This is a genomic window from Patiriisocius sp. Uisw_047 (genome assembly GCF_047730165.1).
Classification (GTDB): Bacteria; Bacteroidota; Bacteroidia; order Flavobacteriales; family Flavobacteriaceae; genus Patiriisocius.
In genome coordinates this window covers 1,930,411-1,949,760 of record NZ_CP159834.1, presented here as the reverse complement: position 1 = coordinate 1,949,760, position 19,350 = coordinate 1,930,411, and the positions used below count along the sequence as shown (strand labels likewise).

General features: G+C 31.7%; 16 protein-coding genes and 1 tRNA gene. 15 read left to right on the top strand and 2 right to left on the bottom strand.

The features are described from left to right. Positions 1–348: 348 nt before the first annotated feature. From ABXT71_RS08585 to ABXT71_RS08515, 15 genes are all read left to right on the top strand, one after another. Entirely contained in the window at positions 349–744 is a 396-nt protein-coding gene (locus ABXT71_RS08585) for a hypothetical protein (protein ID WP_415370918.1), read from the top strand. Between the two features lie 6 nt (positions 745–750). Continuing rightward, positions 751–1,179 carry a hypothetical protein gene (locus ABXT71_RS08580; RefSeq protein WP_415370917.1) on the top strand — a complete coding sequence of 143 codons (429 nt, stop codon included), beginning with the start codon at positions 751–753 and terminating at the stop codon, positions 1,177–1,179. Between the two features lie 7 nt (positions 1,180–1,186). Then, entirely contained in the window at positions 1,187–1,396 is a 210-nt protein-coding gene (locus ABXT71_RS08575) for a hypothetical protein (protein WP_415370916.1), read from the top strand. Between the two features lie 148 nt (positions 1,397–1,544). After that, positions 1,545–2,804, top strand: coding sequence for a DNA cytosine methyltransferase (locus ABXT71_RS08570; protein ID WP_415370915.1), 1,260 nt, complete (start codon positions 1,545–1,547; stop codon positions 2,802–2,804). Continuing rightward, positions 2,801–4,282 carry an ATP-binding protein gene (locus tag ABXT71_RS08565; RefSeq protein WP_415370914.1) on the top strand — a complete coding sequence of 494 codons (1,482 nt, stop codon included), beginning with the start codon at positions 2,801–2,803 and terminating at the stop codon, positions 4,280–4,282. The genes ABXT71_RS08570 and ABXT71_RS08565 overlap by 4 nt, the downstream gene beginning before the upstream one ends. 1 nt (position 4,283) lies before the next feature. After that, positions 4,284–7,076 (top strand): Z1 domain-containing protein, encoded by a 2,793-nt coding sequence (locus ABXT71_RS08560; protein WP_415370913.1) that lies wholly within the window; start codon positions 4,284–4,286, stop codon positions 7,074–7,076. After that, the gene (locus ABXT71_RS08555; protein ID WP_415370912.1) at positions 7,066–8,055 is read left to right on the top strand and encodes a PD-(D/E)XK motif protein; all 990 of its coding nucleotides are present in this window, start codon (positions 7,066–7,068) and stop codon (positions 8,053–8,055) included. The genes ABXT71_RS08560 and ABXT71_RS08555 overlap by 11 nt, the downstream gene beginning before the upstream one ends. Beyond that, positions 8,048–8,569: a hypothetical protein gene (locus tag ABXT71_RS08550; RefSeq protein WP_415370911.1), complete on the top strand. Its 522-nt coding sequence runs from the start codon at positions 8,048–8,050 to the stop codon at positions 8,567–8,569. Before ABXT71_RS08555 ends, ABXT71_RS08550 begins: the two co-directional genes overlap by 8 nt. A gap of 50 nt (positions 8,570–8,619) precedes the next feature. Further along, entirely contained in the window at positions 8,620–10,422 is a 1,803-nt protein-coding gene (locus tag ABXT71_RS08545; protein WP_415370910.1) for an AIPR family protein, read from the top strand. A 349-nt stretch (positions 10,423–10,771) separates the two neighbouring features. Continuing rightward, complete coding sequence (locus ABXT71_RS08540; RefSeq protein ID WP_415370909.1) at positions 10,772–11,014, top strand: helix-turn-helix domain-containing protein; 243 nt, start codon at positions 10,772–10,774, stop codon at positions 11,012–11,014. Positions 11,015–11,016: 2 nt separating this feature from the next. Further along, complete coding sequence (locus ABXT71_RS08535) at positions 11,017–12,243, top strand: DNA cytosine methyltransferase (RefSeq protein ID WP_415370908.1); 1,227 nt, start codon at positions 11,017–11,019, stop codon at positions 12,241–12,243. Then, on the top strand, positions 12,234–12,497 hold the full coding sequence (locus ABXT71_RS08530; protein ID WP_415370907.1) for an ATP-binding protein: 264 nt from the start codon (positions 12,234–12,236) through the stop codon (positions 12,495–12,497). The genes ABXT71_RS08535 and ABXT71_RS08530 overlap by 10 nt, the downstream gene beginning before the upstream one ends. Then, positions 12,472–12,660, top strand: coding sequence for a hypothetical protein (locus ABXT71_RS08525; protein ID WP_415370906.1), 189 nt, complete (start codon positions 12,472–12,474; stop codon positions 12,658–12,660). Before ABXT71_RS08530 ends, ABXT71_RS08525 begins: the two co-directional genes overlap by 26 nt. 753 nt (positions 12,661–13,413) lie before the next feature. Then, positions 13,414–15,990 carry a DUF262 domain-containing protein gene (locus ABXT71_RS08520; protein ID WP_415370905.1) on the top strand — a complete coding sequence of 859 codons (2,577 nt, stop codon included), beginning with the start codon at positions 13,414–13,416 and terminating at the stop codon, positions 15,988–15,990. A 234-nt stretch (positions 15,991–16,224) separates the two neighbouring features. Next, positions 16,225–17,676: an ATP-dependent nuclease gene (locus ABXT71_RS08515; protein WP_415370904.1), complete on the top strand. Its 1,452-nt coding sequence runs from the start codon at positions 16,225–16,227 to the stop codon at positions 17,674–17,676. A gap of 382 nt (positions 17,677–18,058) precedes the next feature. On the opposite strand, the gene ABXT71_RS08510 is transcribed toward ABXT71_RS08515, so the two are convergent. Together ABXT71_RS08510 and ABXT71_RS08505 are read right to left on the bottom strand one after the other, a co-directional pair. Continuing rightward, a tRNA-Ser gene (locus ABXT71_RS08510) sits at positions 18,059–18,143 on the bottom strand. 203 nt (positions 18,144–18,346) lie between these two features. Then, positions 18,347–19,348, bottom strand: a complete 1,002-nt coding sequence (locus ABXT71_RS08505; RefSeq protein WP_415370903.1) for an NAD(P)H-dependent glycerol-3-phosphate dehydrogenase — start codon at positions 19,346–19,348, stop codon at positions 18,347–18,349. Positions 19,349–19,350 lie beyond the last annotated feature (2 nt).

Below are 19,350 nucleotides of genomic sequence, written 5' to 3'. Positions count from 1 at the left end.
AGACCAAAACTTTCTGTTTATCAAGTTATTACAACCCAAACCAATACCACAGGAAAAACGCATTACGGAATACCGTAATGGTCTTTAAATAGATAGAACTACATTGGCCTTAATAAATAAGTACGAGGCATAAAGCATAGTAGCTTGATTTAAAAAATAAAGAACTTGTGCTAACAAGGTTTATAAGCTATGGCTTATACTGCGCTGCTTGGCTCATAAAAATTAATATATAGGCTATATATAACATATGTTATATATAGCCTATATCAGAAGTATATAGAACATATGTTATATATACTATTGTTACCTGCAACCTAAAAAAAACGAACTAAATAGAAAAAATAAAATATGTGGTATAAAATAATGGAAGTTAATGAATGGTTTGGCGAAATGGCTGAACGATACCGATTAGTAAAAGATTTCAACCGAGCAGCGAAAAACTCATTTATTGTCGGAATTGCACCAACTCTTTTGGAGGCTAAAATCACAAAAGGAGACAGTAACTATAAACACGCATTTTCAAAATGGTTAGGCGGAGGATTTAGAATTAAAGCACTTTCTGGTCGAAGTCTTGAAAAAAGTGAACTTATAGAAATTGGTAGAGTTGTTTTAGACAACGAAGAACTTACAAGAAAAATGATTTCTTTAGGTTGGGACACTTTAGAAGTTCACGCAAATCAAGGTTATAACGGAGCGAAATGGGCATTAAAAGATTATGCAAACATTGGTGGATTCTTAAACTAAAATTTTATGAAAAATATATTACTACAAGTAAAAGCAGATAGTGTTGTTACTGAGACAATTTCTAACACAGATGCAACGACATTTTCAATATGGTTTTGGGTTGCTATAATTGAATTTTTTATTATTGTTTTTCTTTTTTTAAAACTAAAGAAAAAAGGAAATGACTTAAAATTTGGAGATTTATCAAAAGATAAAATGCGAAATGCAAAAAAGTCGGACGTAGATATGGACAATTTAATGAACAGTATAAATGGTTCTAAAGATTTGTACAAAGAATTAAGTAGAACTTGTCATCCTGATCGTTTTATAAATGCCGATAAACAAAAACTCGCAGAAGAAATTTTTCAAGATATTTCTAAACATAAAAGAGATTTTAAGAAATTGACAGAACTTAAAGAAAGAGCAATAACCGAACTAAATATTAATTTTAAATAAATCAAAAATGGACGAAGGAGTAGTAGTAGTTATAATTCAACTTGTATTAAGAATAGTTGGAACAGTAGTATGCGTGAATAAAGCAAAAGAACTTAATAGAAGTACTGGAGGTTGGGGCTTTTTTGGCTTTGTGTCGCCAATACTCGCAATGATTTGGATTCACTTTATGAAACCTGTTATGAAATGGGATGAAAACGTGAATCTCGACAAAAAGTAAGAATAAATAGAAAAGGCAGCAGGTAACAATGTATAAAAACAATGAGGGTTTTAGTGCTTAATTCAAAGTTCAGTACATTTAATGAAGTATTATCACATATTGCAGAAATCCTCGATATAGAGATAAAAGAATTAATAGTTTCAACAAAATGAAAAAGAAATTAAATTTTATTGACTTATTCTCAGGAGCAGGAGGATTATCGGAAGGATTTATTAGACAAGGGTTTAATGCTATTGCTCATGTTGAAATTGATAAAGCCGCATGTAACACTCTTCTCACAAGAACTGCTTATCATTACCTTAATTCCAGAAATGAGAAAGAAGATTATTTAAACTACTTAAGAAGAGAAATTAGCCGAGATGAACTTTATAGTCTATTACCTGAAACTTTAATGAATTCAGTAATTAACAAGCCCATTGGATCAGAAACTAATCAAGGTATTTTCGAGCAAATTGATAAATTAAAAGGAGAAAAAGATATTGACCTTATAGTCGGAGGACCTCCTTGTCAAGCATACTCGCTAATTGGAAGAGCTGCTGATAAAAACGGAATGAAAGAGGATGATAGAAACCACCTTTATGTGCAGTATGGAGAATATTTAAAAAAATATCAACCAAAATTATTTGTCTTTGAAAATGTTCTAGGACTTCTATCTGCTAAATCCAAAACAGGCGAAAAGTATATTGACAAAATGCTCAAACTTTTTAGGAAAATTGGCTATGAAACTGAATTCAAAACCCTAAATGCAAATGATTTCGGAGTGTTACAAAAAAGAAAGCGTGTTATTCTAATTGGAAGAAGGGGTAAGAAAATTGATTTTTATCCTGAGTTCTTAAAGAAAGAAACTACAATTACTGTTAATGAAATCTTTAAAGGGTTGCCTAAATTAAAAGCAGGAAAAGGAGAATTTTATATAACTCCTTACACAAAGGAAACTTCGGAGTACTTACAATCCTCTAAAGTCCAAAATGGAATTGATTTTACAACTCAACATATTGCTAGACCACACAATGAACAAGACAAAGAAATATATAGAATTGCAATAAATAAATGGGATAAAAAAAAGGAACGATTAAACTACAATGACTTACCTAATAGATTAAAAACACATAAAAACAGAAAATCATTTACTGATAGATTTAAAGTTGTTGCAGATGAATTATCTTCATGTCATACGGTCGTTGCTCACATAGCAAAAGATGGACATTATTACATTCACCCTGATATAAAACAAAATCGTTCAATCACACCAAGGGAAGCAGCTAGACTACAATCATTTCCTGATGACTACTTTTTTGAAGGGGTTTCTGATAAGCCAAGTCGAACAGCTGCATTTAAACAAATAGGTAATGCTGTTCCTCCGTTATTAGCAGAGGAAATTGCTATTGAAATTAAAAAAATAATATGAGTAAATACTCATCATATATTTCAGAAGAAACGCCTCCAAAGGCGCGTGCCATGATTAATACTTTCAGGGCATTTGGTTACAATTTACAAACGGCTATAGCTGACATTGTGGATAATAGTATTTCTGCTAAAGCTGAAAATATTTGGATAAATTATGAATGGAAAGGGAGCGAATCATGGGTGACAATTACGGATGACGGTGAAGGCATGGATAAAGAAAGTCTAGTTGTTGCCATGACCCCAGGAAGTAAAGACCCAAATGATGAAAGAGATGTAAATGATTTAGGGAGGTTTGGTTTAGGGCTTAAAACATCTTCTTTTTCTCAATGCAAAGTACTAACTGTAGCAACAAAGAAAAAAGAATACAACACACTCAAAAGATGTTGGGATTTAGACTTTGTACACGAAACTGGTAAGTGGACTTTATTGGACTATATTTCAAATCAAAAAATCATTGAAAAGCTTTCAAATCAGGAGTCTGGAACTATAGTTCTTTGGGAGAAACTGGACAGATTAGTTGGGAATTCTCATATTGAAAATGAAGCAGCAAGAAAGGTGTTTTTGGAAGAATTTGCATTAGTAGAAGAACATCTGAGTCTGGTTTTTCATCGATTCTTAGAAAAAAGGAAATTAAAATTATGGATTAACGATATATCCATATCTCCTTGGGATCCTTTTATGAAAGAGGAAGAAGGTGGACAACTTATTAGTGATGAGTATTTAGACAAAAACAATGTCCATGTAAAATGCTATGTATTACCCCATATTTCTAAGATAGATATGGAAACTAGAACTAAAGCAAAAACAGAAGATTGGTATAAATTACAAGGATTTTATGTCTATCGTAATGAAAGACTTTTGTTGTATGGTGATTGGTTAGGACTTTTCACAAAAAATGAGCATTACAAAAATGCTCGAATCCTAATTGACATACCAAACAAACTTGACCACGAATGGAAAATTGATATAAAAAAAGCTACTGCTACTCCATCCATTTTTGTTAGAAAAGATTTAGTTAGGTTAGGTAAAATGACAAGGCAATTAGCAGCCAATATGTATCGTTTTCGGGGAAATCAAATAATGCTTGATGATTCAATTACAAGTTTTGATTTCAAGCCTGTTTGGAAAGCAACAAAAAAAAGAGATGGGGCAATGAAATATTATATTAACAAAGAACATCCCATTATTGAGCGCATACTTACATCAAAAAATATAAAAAAGGATGATGTAAAAACTATTTTGAAGTTAATTAGTGAAACTACCCCTGTTGAGGCTATTATACAGAATTACAGTGAGAATCCCGAAAGTATCGAACTAAGAAATGAAGGGAAAGAGCTTGAGCAAGGAACGATATTGTTAGCACAAATGATGTACGATTCACTAAGTAAATCAGGTGTAAATCGAGAAATGGCCTTAAAACAAATACTGAATATTGAACCCTTTAATGAATATCCACAATTAATAGAACACGTCAATTAATATGAATCCATTTGAAAGCGCAAGAAATATAGCTCATATGCTACTAGAAAAATATGAGCGAAAGAACATCACAAATAGTATTATCGCTGATGAAGTTGAAAATATTTTTCTTATGAAGGGGTTTGAAACCCTGAAAAAAGATGAATTAATATCTCAACTTGAAGCAGACTTTGAAGTTTATTCAAAAGAAGCTACTCTTTTAGTTGCAGAAGATGTGATGCCTTGGCTTTATGATGTAAAATCAAAAATTAATCCTGAATTATGGAATCGGTACAAGCTCTATATGAATAAAAAGGATTCATCATTTCCAATGGACACTATTGATGATATTACTGATAAAATCTTAGATAGATGTGTTAACCCTAAAACAAAAGGACGTTGGGACAGAAGAGGAATGGTTGTCGGAAATGTCCAGTCCGGGAAAACAGCGAATTACACAGGCTTAATTAATAAGGCAACAGATGCTGGATATAAATTGATTATTGTAATTGCAGGAATACACAATAGTTTAAGGGCTCAAACGCAAAATCGTATTGATGAAGGTTTTATTGGTCGAGATAGTTCAGATTTTATTTTAAGGCAAAGAAATCATAAAATTGGAGTTGGTGCATATAAGTCAGAAACAGAAATTTATTCGTTTACATCTTCTGACGGAAAAGGTGATTTCAACAGAAGTATTGCAACTAGAATTAATGTTCCTATAGGTGGACAAAGTCCAACTGTTTTAGTAATTAAAAAGCAAAAAAGCATTTTAGAAAACTTGATTCTTTGGTTAAATAATTTCGCGTCAGAAGATGAAAATAATGACCGAAAAATATTTGATGTTCCTTTGTTACTAATTGATGATGAAGCCGATAATGCTTCTGTTAATTCAGGAACAGAATTCGAGCCAAAAACAATTAATAGGCTAATTAGAACCTTACTGAATCTGTTTAATCAAAATACTTTTATTGGATATACAGCTACACCTTATGCCAATATATTCATTCCTTCCTCCTGGAGTGAAAACTTAGAAACAATGGTTAAAGATGTTCGCTTAAAAGTTGGTGAAGATTTATTCCCTAGAGATTTCATTGTTAATATCCCACCTCCTTCAAATTATGTTGGTGCTGTTCAGGTTTTTGGTTATGACAATGATGATTTTGATGAAGAATTTGAAGGCTTAAATATTATCAGGTCAATAAAGGATCAAGATCCTTTATTTCCAATACGAATCAAATCTATAAAAATTACTGATGATAAAGATGAATTACCTGATGATGTTCCTTCAAGCTTAAAGAAGGCTGTTAAGTCATTCATCCTTACATGTGCAATAAGAAGATTAAGAGGGCAAGAAAAGAAACATAATTCTATGCTAGTTCATGTTGCCTTATATGTTGCGTGGATTGATAGAGTTGCGTGGTTGTTAAACGAAATAATGCGTGATTATAAAATGCAAATTCGTTCAGGACAGGGTAATTTAATGACCGAATTAAAAGACCTTTTTGAAAATGATTTTATTCCAACAACAGACAATGTAGTAGATAACATTTCTTATAACGACCCTAAAATTAAGCAACACACTTGGACTGAAGTGAAATCAGTATTAATTGATGCTGTAACAAAAATTGAAGTGCGCTCTGTTCACGGTACAAAAGATACCCGAAAACTTGAATACCATAATATTGAAGACATTGATTATAGTCTTTACGAAAAAAATGGAATGTCCGTAATTGCAGTAGGGGGAAACAGACTTTCAAGAGGAATTACTCTTGAAGGATTGTCTGTTAGTTATTATCTAAGAGCAACCCGTTTATATGATTCTCTTATGCAAATGGGCCGTTGGTTTGGCTATCGTCCTGGATATGTAGACTTATGCCGTTTATATACAACTGAACAACTAATAAACTGGTATAAACATATTACACTCGCTACGGAAGAAATGAAAGCCGACTTTGAAAATATGTCCGCTCAAAACAAAACACCATCACAATATCAATTAAAAATCAGGACACATCCTGGGATGGCCGCTATTAACAGATTAAAAATCACAAGTGCGGGAAAAATGAGAGACCATCAAGTAATAAACGTTGGTTATTCTGGTGATACAAAACAAACTTTCATTTTCAATAAAGATAAAAACGTAATAAAGAATAACTATAAATGCTTTTCATCTCTGATAAAAGACATACCAAACCCATTAATTCAGGAAAAAAATAGACTTCTGTGGAAATCAATTCCCGCAACGAATGTGATTAATTTCTTATTAACGTACCAACAGGATTATCATGATTTAGAGACTATTTGCAAATACATTGAAAAACAAAGCAATCAAAACAAACTGGATAAATGGAATATTGCTGTGATTTTAAATTCAAGCAAAAAAGTTAAGGCAAAAGATAAATCTATACATGGCTTGGAAACACTTGTTCATGAGTTTCAATTAAAGGATACGAAAATAATTGGTGGGTTACCAGCACGTAGTTTTGATGATGGAACGAAAGAATTATCTGTTAAAAATGGAAAAAATGCAATTCTTGACAAAAGAGCGAGAATGATTGATTTAGAATTTGATTCTAATCTCCCTTCCGAAAAAGAAATAAAACAAAAGAGAAAAGACGCACAAACTCCTTTACTGGTATTGGTTCCTTTTGACCCAAGAATATCTCCTGATTTAGATAAAAAAGTCCCATTAATCGGATTTGGAATAATAATACCTGAATTACCAAATGAAATAAAAATAGAATTTGCCGCTAGACCATTTAGCTCTGAATTTGATTATTCACAAGAAGATGACGATACAGATGATGAATAATATAAAGGATATTTGGATTGAACAGGCAAACGCTTCTGAAAAAAAAGTAATAAGGCAGAAGGTAAAAGAAGTTACAGGTGTAAATTGTTTTATAGGGACTATTTCATTTTCTAAAGCAAAAATATTCTCTGTTGAAATACCATCAGAAATTAAAGTTCATCCAAATTATTTAAAGCGTTTTTCCGGAGTAGAAGTTCAAGTATTGCTTGTTGTAAATAACAAAAGAGAATTAGCAATACTTCTTTTAGAAGAAGAGTTAACAGATGTCTTTATATTATTCATTGAAGATATTATTAAATCATTACTTCCTCTTAAAAACTCAGAAGAAGTCTTACTAATTATATCAAATCGTATAAATTACTGGAAGAAACTTTTTGGGAAATTTTCGAGTGATTTATTAACTCCACAGCAACAAAGAGGATTGTTTGGTGAGCTATTTTTCATCAAAAAACTGCTTGACAATAATACCGATATTAAAAAAACTATAGAAGCATGGCAAGCACCTTTGGCTACGAATCAAGACTTCTATTTTAACAGAAAAGCAGTTGAAGTAAAAACCTCAAAATCAAATAGTCCCACCATAAAAATTGCAAATGAATTTCAGCTTGACATTACAGGGTTAAATCAGCTTTATATAGCCTTTTTTAAACTAAATGAATATCCAGACGACAAAAACACTCTGTTAAAGCTAATTATTGAAATAAGAGGTCTATTGAACCATACTCCTAGTTCATTAAACGAGTTTAATTCTAAACTTGAATACATGAGAGTTACATCGGAACTTGAAGTAGAATATGATAAAACGGGCTATTCAGTTAGGTCGGAAAAATATTATCATATCACAGAAAAGTTTCCAAAAATAACTTCTTCAATGATTAATGATGCTATTTCAAAAGTATCGTATGAAATTTCACCTAATGGCTGTAATGCTTTCGAAACTACTTTTGATAGTGTGTTAAAAGATTTATTTCATGGTTAAAACAAATAATAAAAATACGGATTACGAATTAGGTTTGTTCATTCAGAACCTTTACCATGAGATACAGTCTCTAGTCTATTCTGATGATTCAGGAGATTCTAAAGAGAATAAGTTTACTGAATATGTAATGGAAACGTTAGCTGATGCTGACGAAACAGAAGGGGTTAGACTCTGTCATTATATAAAAGAAAACAAATTTGAGAACATTCAGTTCAAAATTAATGGTTATGCCTTAGAAGAAGGTTATGAGAATGTAGATATATTTATTTCATCATACAAGGATACAAACGAAATTTACCGAATTTCAAAAGCTGAGTTCGACAAAATACTCAAATGGTCTACAGGCTTTATAAATGCAGCATTAAAAGGACATCTTGAAGAAATAGAGCCCTCATCTGAAGCGTTTGGATTGGCTACTGTTCTCCGAAAACAAAGCAAAAACATTATCCGAGTAAATATTTTTATTCTGACAAATGGGGATATACCCATGATCCTCCTCAAAATTTTAAACTGAAAGGTCTGGAAGAAATATTAATAAATTTCAAAATTTGGGATGTTGAGCGTTTGCATAGACTTTCTCAATCTACAGGCAACAGAGAGCCTATCGAAATTGATTTTGAAGAAATGATGGGAGAAGCAATTCCATGTCTTGAAATGCCTTCTAAAAATGATTTATATGAATGTTATCTTGCTATAGTTCCTGGCACTATTCTATCTAGTATGTACAGAAATTATGGGACACGATTACTTGAAAGTAATGTAAGAGCTTTTTTGCAGCAAACTGGGAAAATAAACAGAGGAATACGAGATACTATTCGTTTTAAGCCACATATGTTTCTTCCGTACAATAATGGACTAGCTACTACTGCACAGGAGGTGAAAACAAGAATCAATGAAAACGGACAAAAAGTAATAACATCAGTTAAAGATTTTCAAATTGTAAATGGTGGTCAGACTACTGCTTCACTTTTTCATACAGCTAAAAAATACAAAGAAGCTGATGTGTCAAATGTTTTCGTACAAATGAAATTGACTGTAATAAAAGATGAAGAAAAGAAAAATATAACAGTCCCTTTTATTTCTAGGTATGCCAACAGTCAAAATAAAGTTTCAGAACTTGATTTAACATCCAATAATCCTTTTTTACAGAGACTTGAAGAATTATCTAGAACTACATATGCAATAGATCAGGAAGATCGAAATAAGCAAACAATCTGGTTCTTTGAGCGTGTAAAAGGACAATACAGAGAAGCATTGAATAAAGAACCAACAAAAAGTAAGCAAAATGCCTTTAAATTAAAATATCCCAAAAGTCAGGTTGTAATTAAAGCTGATGTGTCAAAGTATATGAACTTGTGGACACAACAACCTTATCATGTTTCTAAAGGGGCACAGAAAAATTACACTGCCTTTATGAAAGAGGTAGAAAAGATATTTAAGAAAGATAAGCCAGGAAGAATCTATTGGGAAGATATTGTTGCAAATGCAATATTGTTTAAATCGACAGATAAGCTTTTTGGAAGAAAAAATCAGAACCCCATTGGTGATACAAATATAAAATCACATACTGTTGCTTATGCTTTATCATATTTACATCATATTACTAATAACAAACTGAATCTTGGTGAAATATGGAGGAGACAAGCTATTGAAGAAGATTTTCTAGTAGAGTTGAAAAAGTTACTTGTTTTTGTTTATGATTTTTTAAAAAATATGGATGTTGCTTTGATAAGTGAAGCTGCAAAAAGCGAAAAAAACTGGACCAAGCTAAAAGAAATCACATCACACCCTGTAAATTTAGATATTATAAAACCTTATCTAATATCAACTGCGGACTACAAAATTAGATATGAATCAAATATTGATGATGTAGAAGAAACCGAACGATATAATGCTTTATCAAAAATAAATGAACAAGGAATAAAATTTTGGAATGGATTATCAATTTACAATAGAGAGACAAAAGTAATTTCTCAAATCCAAGAAAATTTTGCTCTCACAATTTGTAATAAACTTAAATCTCAAAAATCATTTACAGATATAGAAATTAGAAATGGAAATAAAATAATCAATAACCTATTAGAGCAAAATGTTGACTTTGACAAAATAAAATCATTGAGTAAGTTATCGGATAAGGAATTGGTCGATCCTTCAATTATTTATAATCGTTTAAAATTAATTGATTCCGAAACTTGGAAAAAAGTAATTGCCTTAGGTGAGCAAACAGGAAAATTGAGTTATAAAGAAATAAGTGTAGTAAAAACTGTTATACTTAAAATGAAGAAACAGGAAAATATTGATTTAAAAAGATTACAAATTGTAAATGAATCATTGGACAAGATCAAAAAATTTAATCTGAGTGTATAAGCCCACGCAAAAGTCATACACATTGCCAAGTCCGCTCAAAAACCCAACCGCACGAGCCAAAACTTGTCATAGAGTATACCTTTGCCAACGCTACAAACAGAACGGAAAAGAAAGCGCGAAAACACAACAATGTGTATAGTGCATAGCACCCTGCGGGATGCTACGACACCATACACGAAACGTTACCTGCAAGCTGAAAAGCCATCCGCACAGTCAAGCACATTTCATTTTTTTCGTGCCTCAAAAAATAAAAAGAGCTTGCCTTATCCCACCGCTCAATTATCAGATATGAAACAATAGTTATCTATTTAGTTACAAAAATTGGATAAATCGGAACTTTTGTATACTTTTGAAGAACAATCTCAATATAAAATATATGACTTTTCTTGGTAAGTATCTTACTGACAAATCAATAAATAAGGCTGAAGTTGCTAGGAAAACAGGTATTAACAAATCACGCCTTAGTAATCTCAGTACAAAAGAAGATACAAACCTTAAAGCAGAAGAATTATATCTAATCTCACAGGCAATAGATGCTGACCCAAATGAGATTCTTGAAAAAGTTTATGGACATTTAAAACTGAATAAATAATTATGGAAAATCTAAATTTCATAGATTTATTTTCAGGTGCAGGTGGTTTGTCCGAAGGTTTTATCAAGGCAGGTTTAAACCCAATTTCACACATTGAAATGGATAAATATGCCTGTGATTCTATAAGAACTAGAGCCGCTTATCATTTTCTTATAAAAAATAAAAAAGAAGAATATTATACAGATTATTTAAAGGGAGATATTTCTAGAGAAGAACTTTATAACCAAGTCCCAAAAAAGATTTTAGATTCTGTTTTAAACATTGAAATTACTGATGATTCTATAAAATCTATATTCTCAAAAATCGACAAAACCTTAATCGACAAAAAAGTAGATTTAATAATCGGTGGACCACCTTGTCAGGCATATTCTTTACTTGGTAGACACCACGAAAATATTGAGAATGACCCAAGAAACAAGCTATATATCCAATACGGTAGATTCTTAAAAAAGTATGAGCCAAAAGCATTTGTTTTTGAAAATGTACCTGGTTTATTAAGTGCAAACAAAGGCCAACACTTCAAAAATCTCAAAGCCTATTTTCGTAAAATCGGTTATGAAGTCTATCACGACACACTAAATGCTGCTGATTATGGAGTTCTACAAGCTAGAAAAAGAATAATTATTGTTGGTTGGAAAAAGAATAATGATTTTGGTTTCCCTGAAATAAAAAAAGTATTAGAGGAATTTACTGTTAATGATGTTTTTCGAGATTTACCTAAGTTAAAACCAGGAGATGCATTACAAATTGCTCAATACACAATTGCGAAAAATGAATATTTGGAAAAATTTGAATTAAGAAACGGTGTTGATTTTGTTACTCAACATATTTCTCGCCCACATAACGACCGTGATTTAAAAATATATAAAACAGCAATAAATAAATGGAATAAGGGTCAGGAACGTTTAAGATATCCCGATTTACCTAAGGAATTAAAAACTCATAAAAATGAAACATCTTTTACTGATAGATACAAAGTTGTAAATGGTAATGGAGTTTCACATACAGTAGTTGCTCATATTGCAAAAGATGGACATTATTATATTCATCCAGATATTAAACAATGTCGTTCAATTTCTGTACGAGAAGCAGCTAGATTACAATCTTTCCCTGATGATTTCTATTTTGAAGGTTCTCGTTCTGCTGCATTTAAGCAAATAGGTAATGCCGTTCCACCATTAATGGCGTTTGCCATTGCCAAATCAATGAAAGAATTAATATGTCAATAAGTACACACCAAATAAAAGCAAAAAGCCATATTCTTAGCCTTTTAGGCAATGAGCTTATCGGTAGTGATAGTTTAGCAATCTTCGAATTGGTTAAAAACGCCTATGACGCAGATGCACAAAATGTAAAAATTACGTTTATTGATTTAAATACTCCCAATCAAAAAATCATAATTGAGGATGATGGTCACGGAATGTCCTCAAATGTTATTCAAGATGTTTGGCTAACTATTGGAACAGATTTCAAAATTCATTGAGCAAACAGAAAAATTACTTACTGCTACAGACCGGTATGTAAATGCAACTGAAAAAGAGTTGGATGAGTTTTGCGATTACTATTTTAAAAGTGATTCTGAAATAGACAAATATTGTGTAGATAAAAATATACCATTAGAAAAAAATACAGACAACATTGTATAAAATGCATAAAAACACATTCTACACAAAACGTTGGCAAATAACACTCAACCCCACTAGACCCTTTTCTAACACCCCACAGCGCACTCATTAGTAAAGTAAGTCTATTTATAATATACCCGCAAGTATCACTCTAACTCGATGCATGTTAGGTTCATCTCCCTAACATCACAAAAACCCTTAGAAGTCAATACATCATTCAAAGCAACTACAGAAGAAATAGTATAATTACGTATTTACACGTAGTCATACTATTTCTTATTATCACATCTTTGTAAAGAGCTCAGAAACTAGATATACTAACAAAGACAGAAATCCAACCGGATTGTTTTCAGTATTTAAGCGCAAAGAAAAAACCTAAGCGCCAGATCTTACCCCACAGATACAAACGGACAGCAAGAAATCTATTTTTTTTCTATGAATATAAAAGACCAAAACTTTCTGTTGCTCAATAGATTAGAACCTGACCCAATACCACACAAAAAACGCATTACGGAATACCGTAATGGACTACACATAGATAGAACTACATTGGCCTTAATAAAAAATTACGAGCCAGAAAGCATAGTAACTTGATTTAAAAAATAAAGAATTAGTGCTAACAAGGTAAATAAGCTATGACTTATACTGCGCTGCTTGGCTCTTAAAAATTAATCTATAGTATGTATATATAACATATGTTACATATAGCCTATATCAGAAGTATATAGAACATATGTTATATATACTATTGTTGGCAACTATTAAAAAAACAATATGAGTAAAAGAGAACAATTTGAAAAAATTTTTAAGGAACACCTTAAAGTTGAAACTTTCTCAAAATCAATAGACAGTTTATATAGTTTAAGGTCTAGAAATAAAATAGATTATTCTCCATATTATCAAAGGAATTATGTTTGGGACCACCATAAGGCTTCATACTTTATTGAAAGTGTTTTAATGGGGACAGAAATTCCACCATTAATCTTCTTTGATAATAATAATTCTATTGAAGTTATTGATGGTCGACAACGCTATGAAACGATACTTCGTTTTATGAACAATGAATTTTCACTTACTAAAAAAGGTTTAAGTATTCTTACACAGTTGAAAGGAGCAAGTTGGGATAGCTTAGGTAAAAATCAAAATGAAATAATTGAAAGTTTTTTAGACTCAAAATTGAGAATTATCGAATTTAAACTTGTAAACAAACCACCATTAGACCCTCTACTCCAAGACAAAGTTAAGAAAGAGATTTTTTCAAGATACAACTCAGGGATTACTCCATTAAAGAAAGCAGAAATTGATAATGCAATTTATGATGATGACCAATTTACTAATTACTTCAAGAAAAAATTTGATGAAGATAATTTAATGTCTCTTGTGTTTTCCACTTTTTTCAAACAACCAGTAAATGCAATTACTGAGCTGCCTACTGAAAAGATTTTAACCTTTACAAGAAGGTCTCTAATAATGCCAATGTATCCAATAAACTATTACGTAAGAGGTACAGGGAGAACTAATACTTTATCAAAACTATATGAATACTTCACTGATGAAAACTCTGATAATGAAAAATCAATTTATGAGGACTTTTCTATAAAGGTTAACTTCTTAAATAAAGTGAAAAACTATTCTACAGAAAATGACTTAAAGATTAATCGTTTATCACTTGAGTGCTTTCTATGGGGTTTAGGTGTTCTTGATTTGGAAGAGTTTACTTATAATTTAGATGATGATTTCATAAGTACTATATCAGACTTTATTGATGAAAATATTGGCTACTACACTTTAGTTGATTATAATTTTACATCAGAAGTTATGGCAAGATATTTAACTACCGCAGATTTTTTTAAAGAAAAATTTGATGTAAATCTTGACATTTACATTACGGCTGACAGCAAAACTAAAGAACATTTAAAAGAATTAAATAAACCAGGTGAAAGCACTACAAGATTAGAAGAACTAGAATCCTTACGTCTATCTAAACCAGAACCTGCAAATAATTCAATTGATGATATAGTAAGAACAATGAGTAGAAAGCGTTTTCTGATTAGGCCTTCTTATCAAAGAAAAGAAGTAATTAATCCTAATAAAGCTTCATCAATAATTGAAAGTATTCTATTAGGAATAAAACTACCCCCCATTTTCATTTACAAACGAGAAGATGGTGTTAATGAAGTTATTGATGGTCAACAGCGTTTATTGACTATTTTAGGATATATCGGTGAAGACTTCCTAAACGAGAAGAATAAATTAGTTAAATCAAAAAATCATAAATTTAAACTACGGAAATTAAGAATCCTTAAAGAACTAAATGGCACTCCTTTTAGTGAATTAGATGAGGAATTAAAAAATAAAATTTTTGATTTTCAAATCTATTTAGTAGAAATTGATGCAATTCAAAACCCTCATTTTGACCCAATAGATTTATTTATTCGACTGAATGACAAGCCGTATCCTATTAGAGAAAATTCTTTTGAAATGTGGAATTCTTGGGCTGATGTAGATATTATCAAAGAAATTAGAAAACTTAAACAAAGCGTTGATAAATGGTTTTTTATTAAACAAATAAAGAGAGCAAACGATAGAGATAGGATGGAAAATGAAGAACTTATAACTTCTTTGTGCTATATAGAATACTATCAGGATTCCTCTTCGCTTCCAAATACGATTGATATTTATCAAAAAACAACTAGAATGAACTCTAGAATAAGCACTAAAGCTAGAATAAGTTCATTAATGCAAACCCTAACAGAAGATGAAGAGGTTAAAATAAAATTTATTCGTTCAATTAAAAGTGTAAAAAGTAATATTAAAAAGATCAAATATGTCCTTATCGACAAAGACATAGAAAAGAATGAATTAATTGAGTTTTTAAAAAATGAGTTGGAATTCCTTTTCAATGCAGGAAGGAGTGAAAAAGGATTTAGAAGAAGAATACAAGATTTTTATTTTTTATGGCTTTTGATTGAAAAAATCAACTTTGAAATGGTGAAATTTCATCGCATAGAAATGAAAAAGGATATTCTTGAAATATTTAAATTTATTAAAACAATCCCAGAAGAGTATCAAGAAGGAACACTAGGTTATGATAGGTACATAAAAATGATATCTGACTTTCACAATAAATACAAAAAAGATGCTCGAAAAATTAAATTAACAGAAGATGAAAAACTAAATATTATTAAAGAACAAAGAAATAAGAGTTCATTAAGTTCTGCACCAATTTTTCTAGGAGATGATATTGAAGTAGACCACATTCAACCTTTAGCTGTTGGAGGAAAAGACGAGAAGGAAAATCTTGGTATTGCACATAAAGTGGAAAACAGAGAAAAAGGAGCAAAATATTAATAGCAACAGTTGCCAACAATGGCTAAAAAACATAGGGGTTTTAGTGGTAAATTGGTAGTTTTGAGCTTCGGTTAAAGTCCGCCAAACCAAAATTTTGATAACGAAAAAAGAAAAATAATTATAAAAATATTTGGCTTGGCTAAGTGCTAAATTGAAAGGGCAGAGTTCCAAACTCCCCTACGATTTCTTAGCCGGGTCGTTGTATGCAATGCCAGAAAAAAACTATAAAAATTTATGAAATTAGAAAAAATCACAATTGAAAATTATAAGAGTATTGATAAAATTGAATTTATAATTTCTGAAATTAATAATAGTTTTACTTATTCACTTTTAGGTATCAATGAATCTGGAAAAAGTAGTTTTCTAAAGGCAATTTCATTATTTGACAATGAAGACATATCTTATCCACAAGATTTTTTTTCCGATTCAAAACCAGTCAAAATAATATTGGATTACATTCCTTCAAAAGATAATTTAGTACAACTAAAAAAAGAACTTTCAACTACACATAAATTTGGAAAAGAAATTTTAACTAAACTTGAGATTAAATCTATCCAAATAATTACAGAGTTTGAGCCGAATGAAACAACAACTAAAACTTTCAATGAAAGTATAGTATTTGAAACTGAAATGTTTTCTGATTATACTTTAAAAGAAAAAATACCAACAAAAAAAGGAAAAGAAGAAAACGAATTAGAAGATTTCAACTTGCCTACATTTTTTGAAAGTGTATTACCAAAATATTTTTGGAACATAAGTCACAACGTAGTTTTTTGGAAATCAAGTCCAGAATATTTAATATTAGATGATATTGATTTATTAAAATTCTCAACAGAACCAAAAGAAACATCTATTCCCTTGCTTAACTGTTTTAGTTTGGCTGGAATTAAAGAAGATTCTTTGAAAAAAGAGATTGCAAAATTGACTTCGCCAGTTTCAATAAGTAGTTTACAATCAAAATTAAGTGAACTTACTACAGAACACATAAACAAAGTATGGCCAGAACATCCAATATCAATTACCTTCCAAATTAATAACAATAAGATATCACTTCTAATTGAAGACAATGGTGTTAAATTCCAACCTAAAACTACTGGACAAAGAAGTGATGGGTTCAAACAATTTATTTCATTTTTATTAACTATTTCTGTAGAGAATTATAACGAAGAATTGTCAAATACTATACTCTTAATTGACGAACCAGAAACACATCTTCATCCACCTGCTCAAATTAATCTTTTGGGAGAATTAATAAAAATAACATCAAACAGTAATAACAATATATTATTTTTTGCAACTCACTCTAACTACCTAATTGACAAAAGAAATTTAGACAGAAATTATAAAGTTTCAAAAAAGAAAAATCACAAAACTTCAATAAACAAAATTGAAAAAAAGACAAGCACATATTCAGAAGTGAATTATGAAGTTTTCGGAATAGAAACTAGCGACTATCATAATGAACTTTATGGTTACATTGAATCTGAAGAAAAGACTTTATTGAGTGGTTTAAATAAATCAAAAAAGTGGATTAATTCAAAAACAAAAAAAGAATATCAAGTTTCACTTTCGGAGTACATTAGACACTCTATTCATCATCCCGAAAATGAATTAAACAAGAAATATACTGACAAGGAATTGAATCAATCAATAAAAATATTGAGGGAATTAAAATCTAAAATATAAACACTGCATACAACACCGTATATAATTTATTGCTGGCTTATTGCCTACTTGCGAAAGTCCTCGCGGCCTTTCTTTGTCCGTAATTATTTACTAAATTAGGTGCTTAAACCACGCAACAAACCATATACAACAACGTCACCCCCTACTCAACCCCACTAGACCCTTTTCTAACACCCCACAACACACTCATTAGTACAGCAAGCCCATTTATTGATATAGACGCACATGTGACCCTAAAAACAAGGAGGAATGATGTAAGTACCTTTTAGCGAGCGGCGCTATTTATAATGAAGCGAATAAGACTAAATAAAACAAAGTACGTCTCTATGTATCCCCCTAAAAAAATAAAGCCCCAGTATCATTACGATACCGGGGCTTTTTGCGGAGAGTAAGGGATTCGAACCCCTGGAGGTGTAACCCTCAACAGTTTTCAAGACTGCCGCATTCGACCACTCTGCCAACTCTCCAAAGTGTCTATCCAAGCTATTTGCCTGAATGCGGCTGCAAATATAAGAGTCTTTTTTAAAGAATAAAACAAAAAAGATATAATTCTGAGTTCCGTTTTTACATTTCAGAATTTTAAATTGTAATAGGGTCAAAACCAAAAGCTAAGGCACCTACATCAGACCTATTTATTTTAAAAATACGCCCTCTATATTCCTACTTATCTTTAACCTGGCTCTTGTTCACTACCACTTTCTAGTTTAATTAAGCCCATAAAAGCATCATTCACCGTATTCCCTTCATAGAGCACCTTGTACACTTCTCGAGAGATAGGCATATCTACCTTATAATCTTCAGCGAGTTCCATTACGGCTTTTGCCGTTTTCACCCCTTCTGCTACCTCGTTCATTTCTTTTATAATCTGATCCAGGCTTTTCCCTCTCCCTATCTGAAATCCTACGTGATGGTTTCTACTTTTTGAGCTTGAGCAGGTGGCTACAAGATCTCCCATTCCGGCTAGTCCTGCAAAAGTGCGACGTTTACCGCCCATGGCGGTACCTAATCTCGTGAGTTCAGAAAGTCCTCTGGTGATAAGTGCTGCCCTGGTATTATCTCCTGCATTTGCACCATCTCCCATTCCAGTGGCGATGGCCATTATATTTTTTAAGGCACCTCCAAGTTCGCAGCCTATCACATCTGTATTCGTGTACACTCTAAAAAGACCGGAGTTAAACACGCCTTGCAATTCTTTCCCTATTGTTTTATCTACCATAGCGATGACGGCTGCCGCTGCTTTTCCATTATGTATTTCTTTGGCAAGATTTGGACCCGTCAACACACCTGCTGGATGGCCAGGAAGCTCTTCTGCGATAATCTGTGTCATTCGCATTTTTGTCCCTAATTCAAGGCCTTTAGCAAGACTCACAATAGGAATCCAAGGGCGTATAAAAGGTTTTGCCTCCCGTAATACTTGTCTAAAATGCTGCGACGGAATTCCCATAATCAGCACATCTGCGTTTTCGACCACTTCCTGTATGGACGTAGAAGCTTTCAAGTTTTTATTGAGAAGCGCTCCAGGCAAATATTTAGCATTGGTATGGTGTTCATTTATTTCTGTAACCGTGTCCTCATTTCGAGCCCATATCGTGGTATCGGTGTTTCGTGCCGTTAATGATGCGACGGTGGTTCCCCAAGATCCGCCTCCTAAAAGTCCTACATTTAATTTCATTT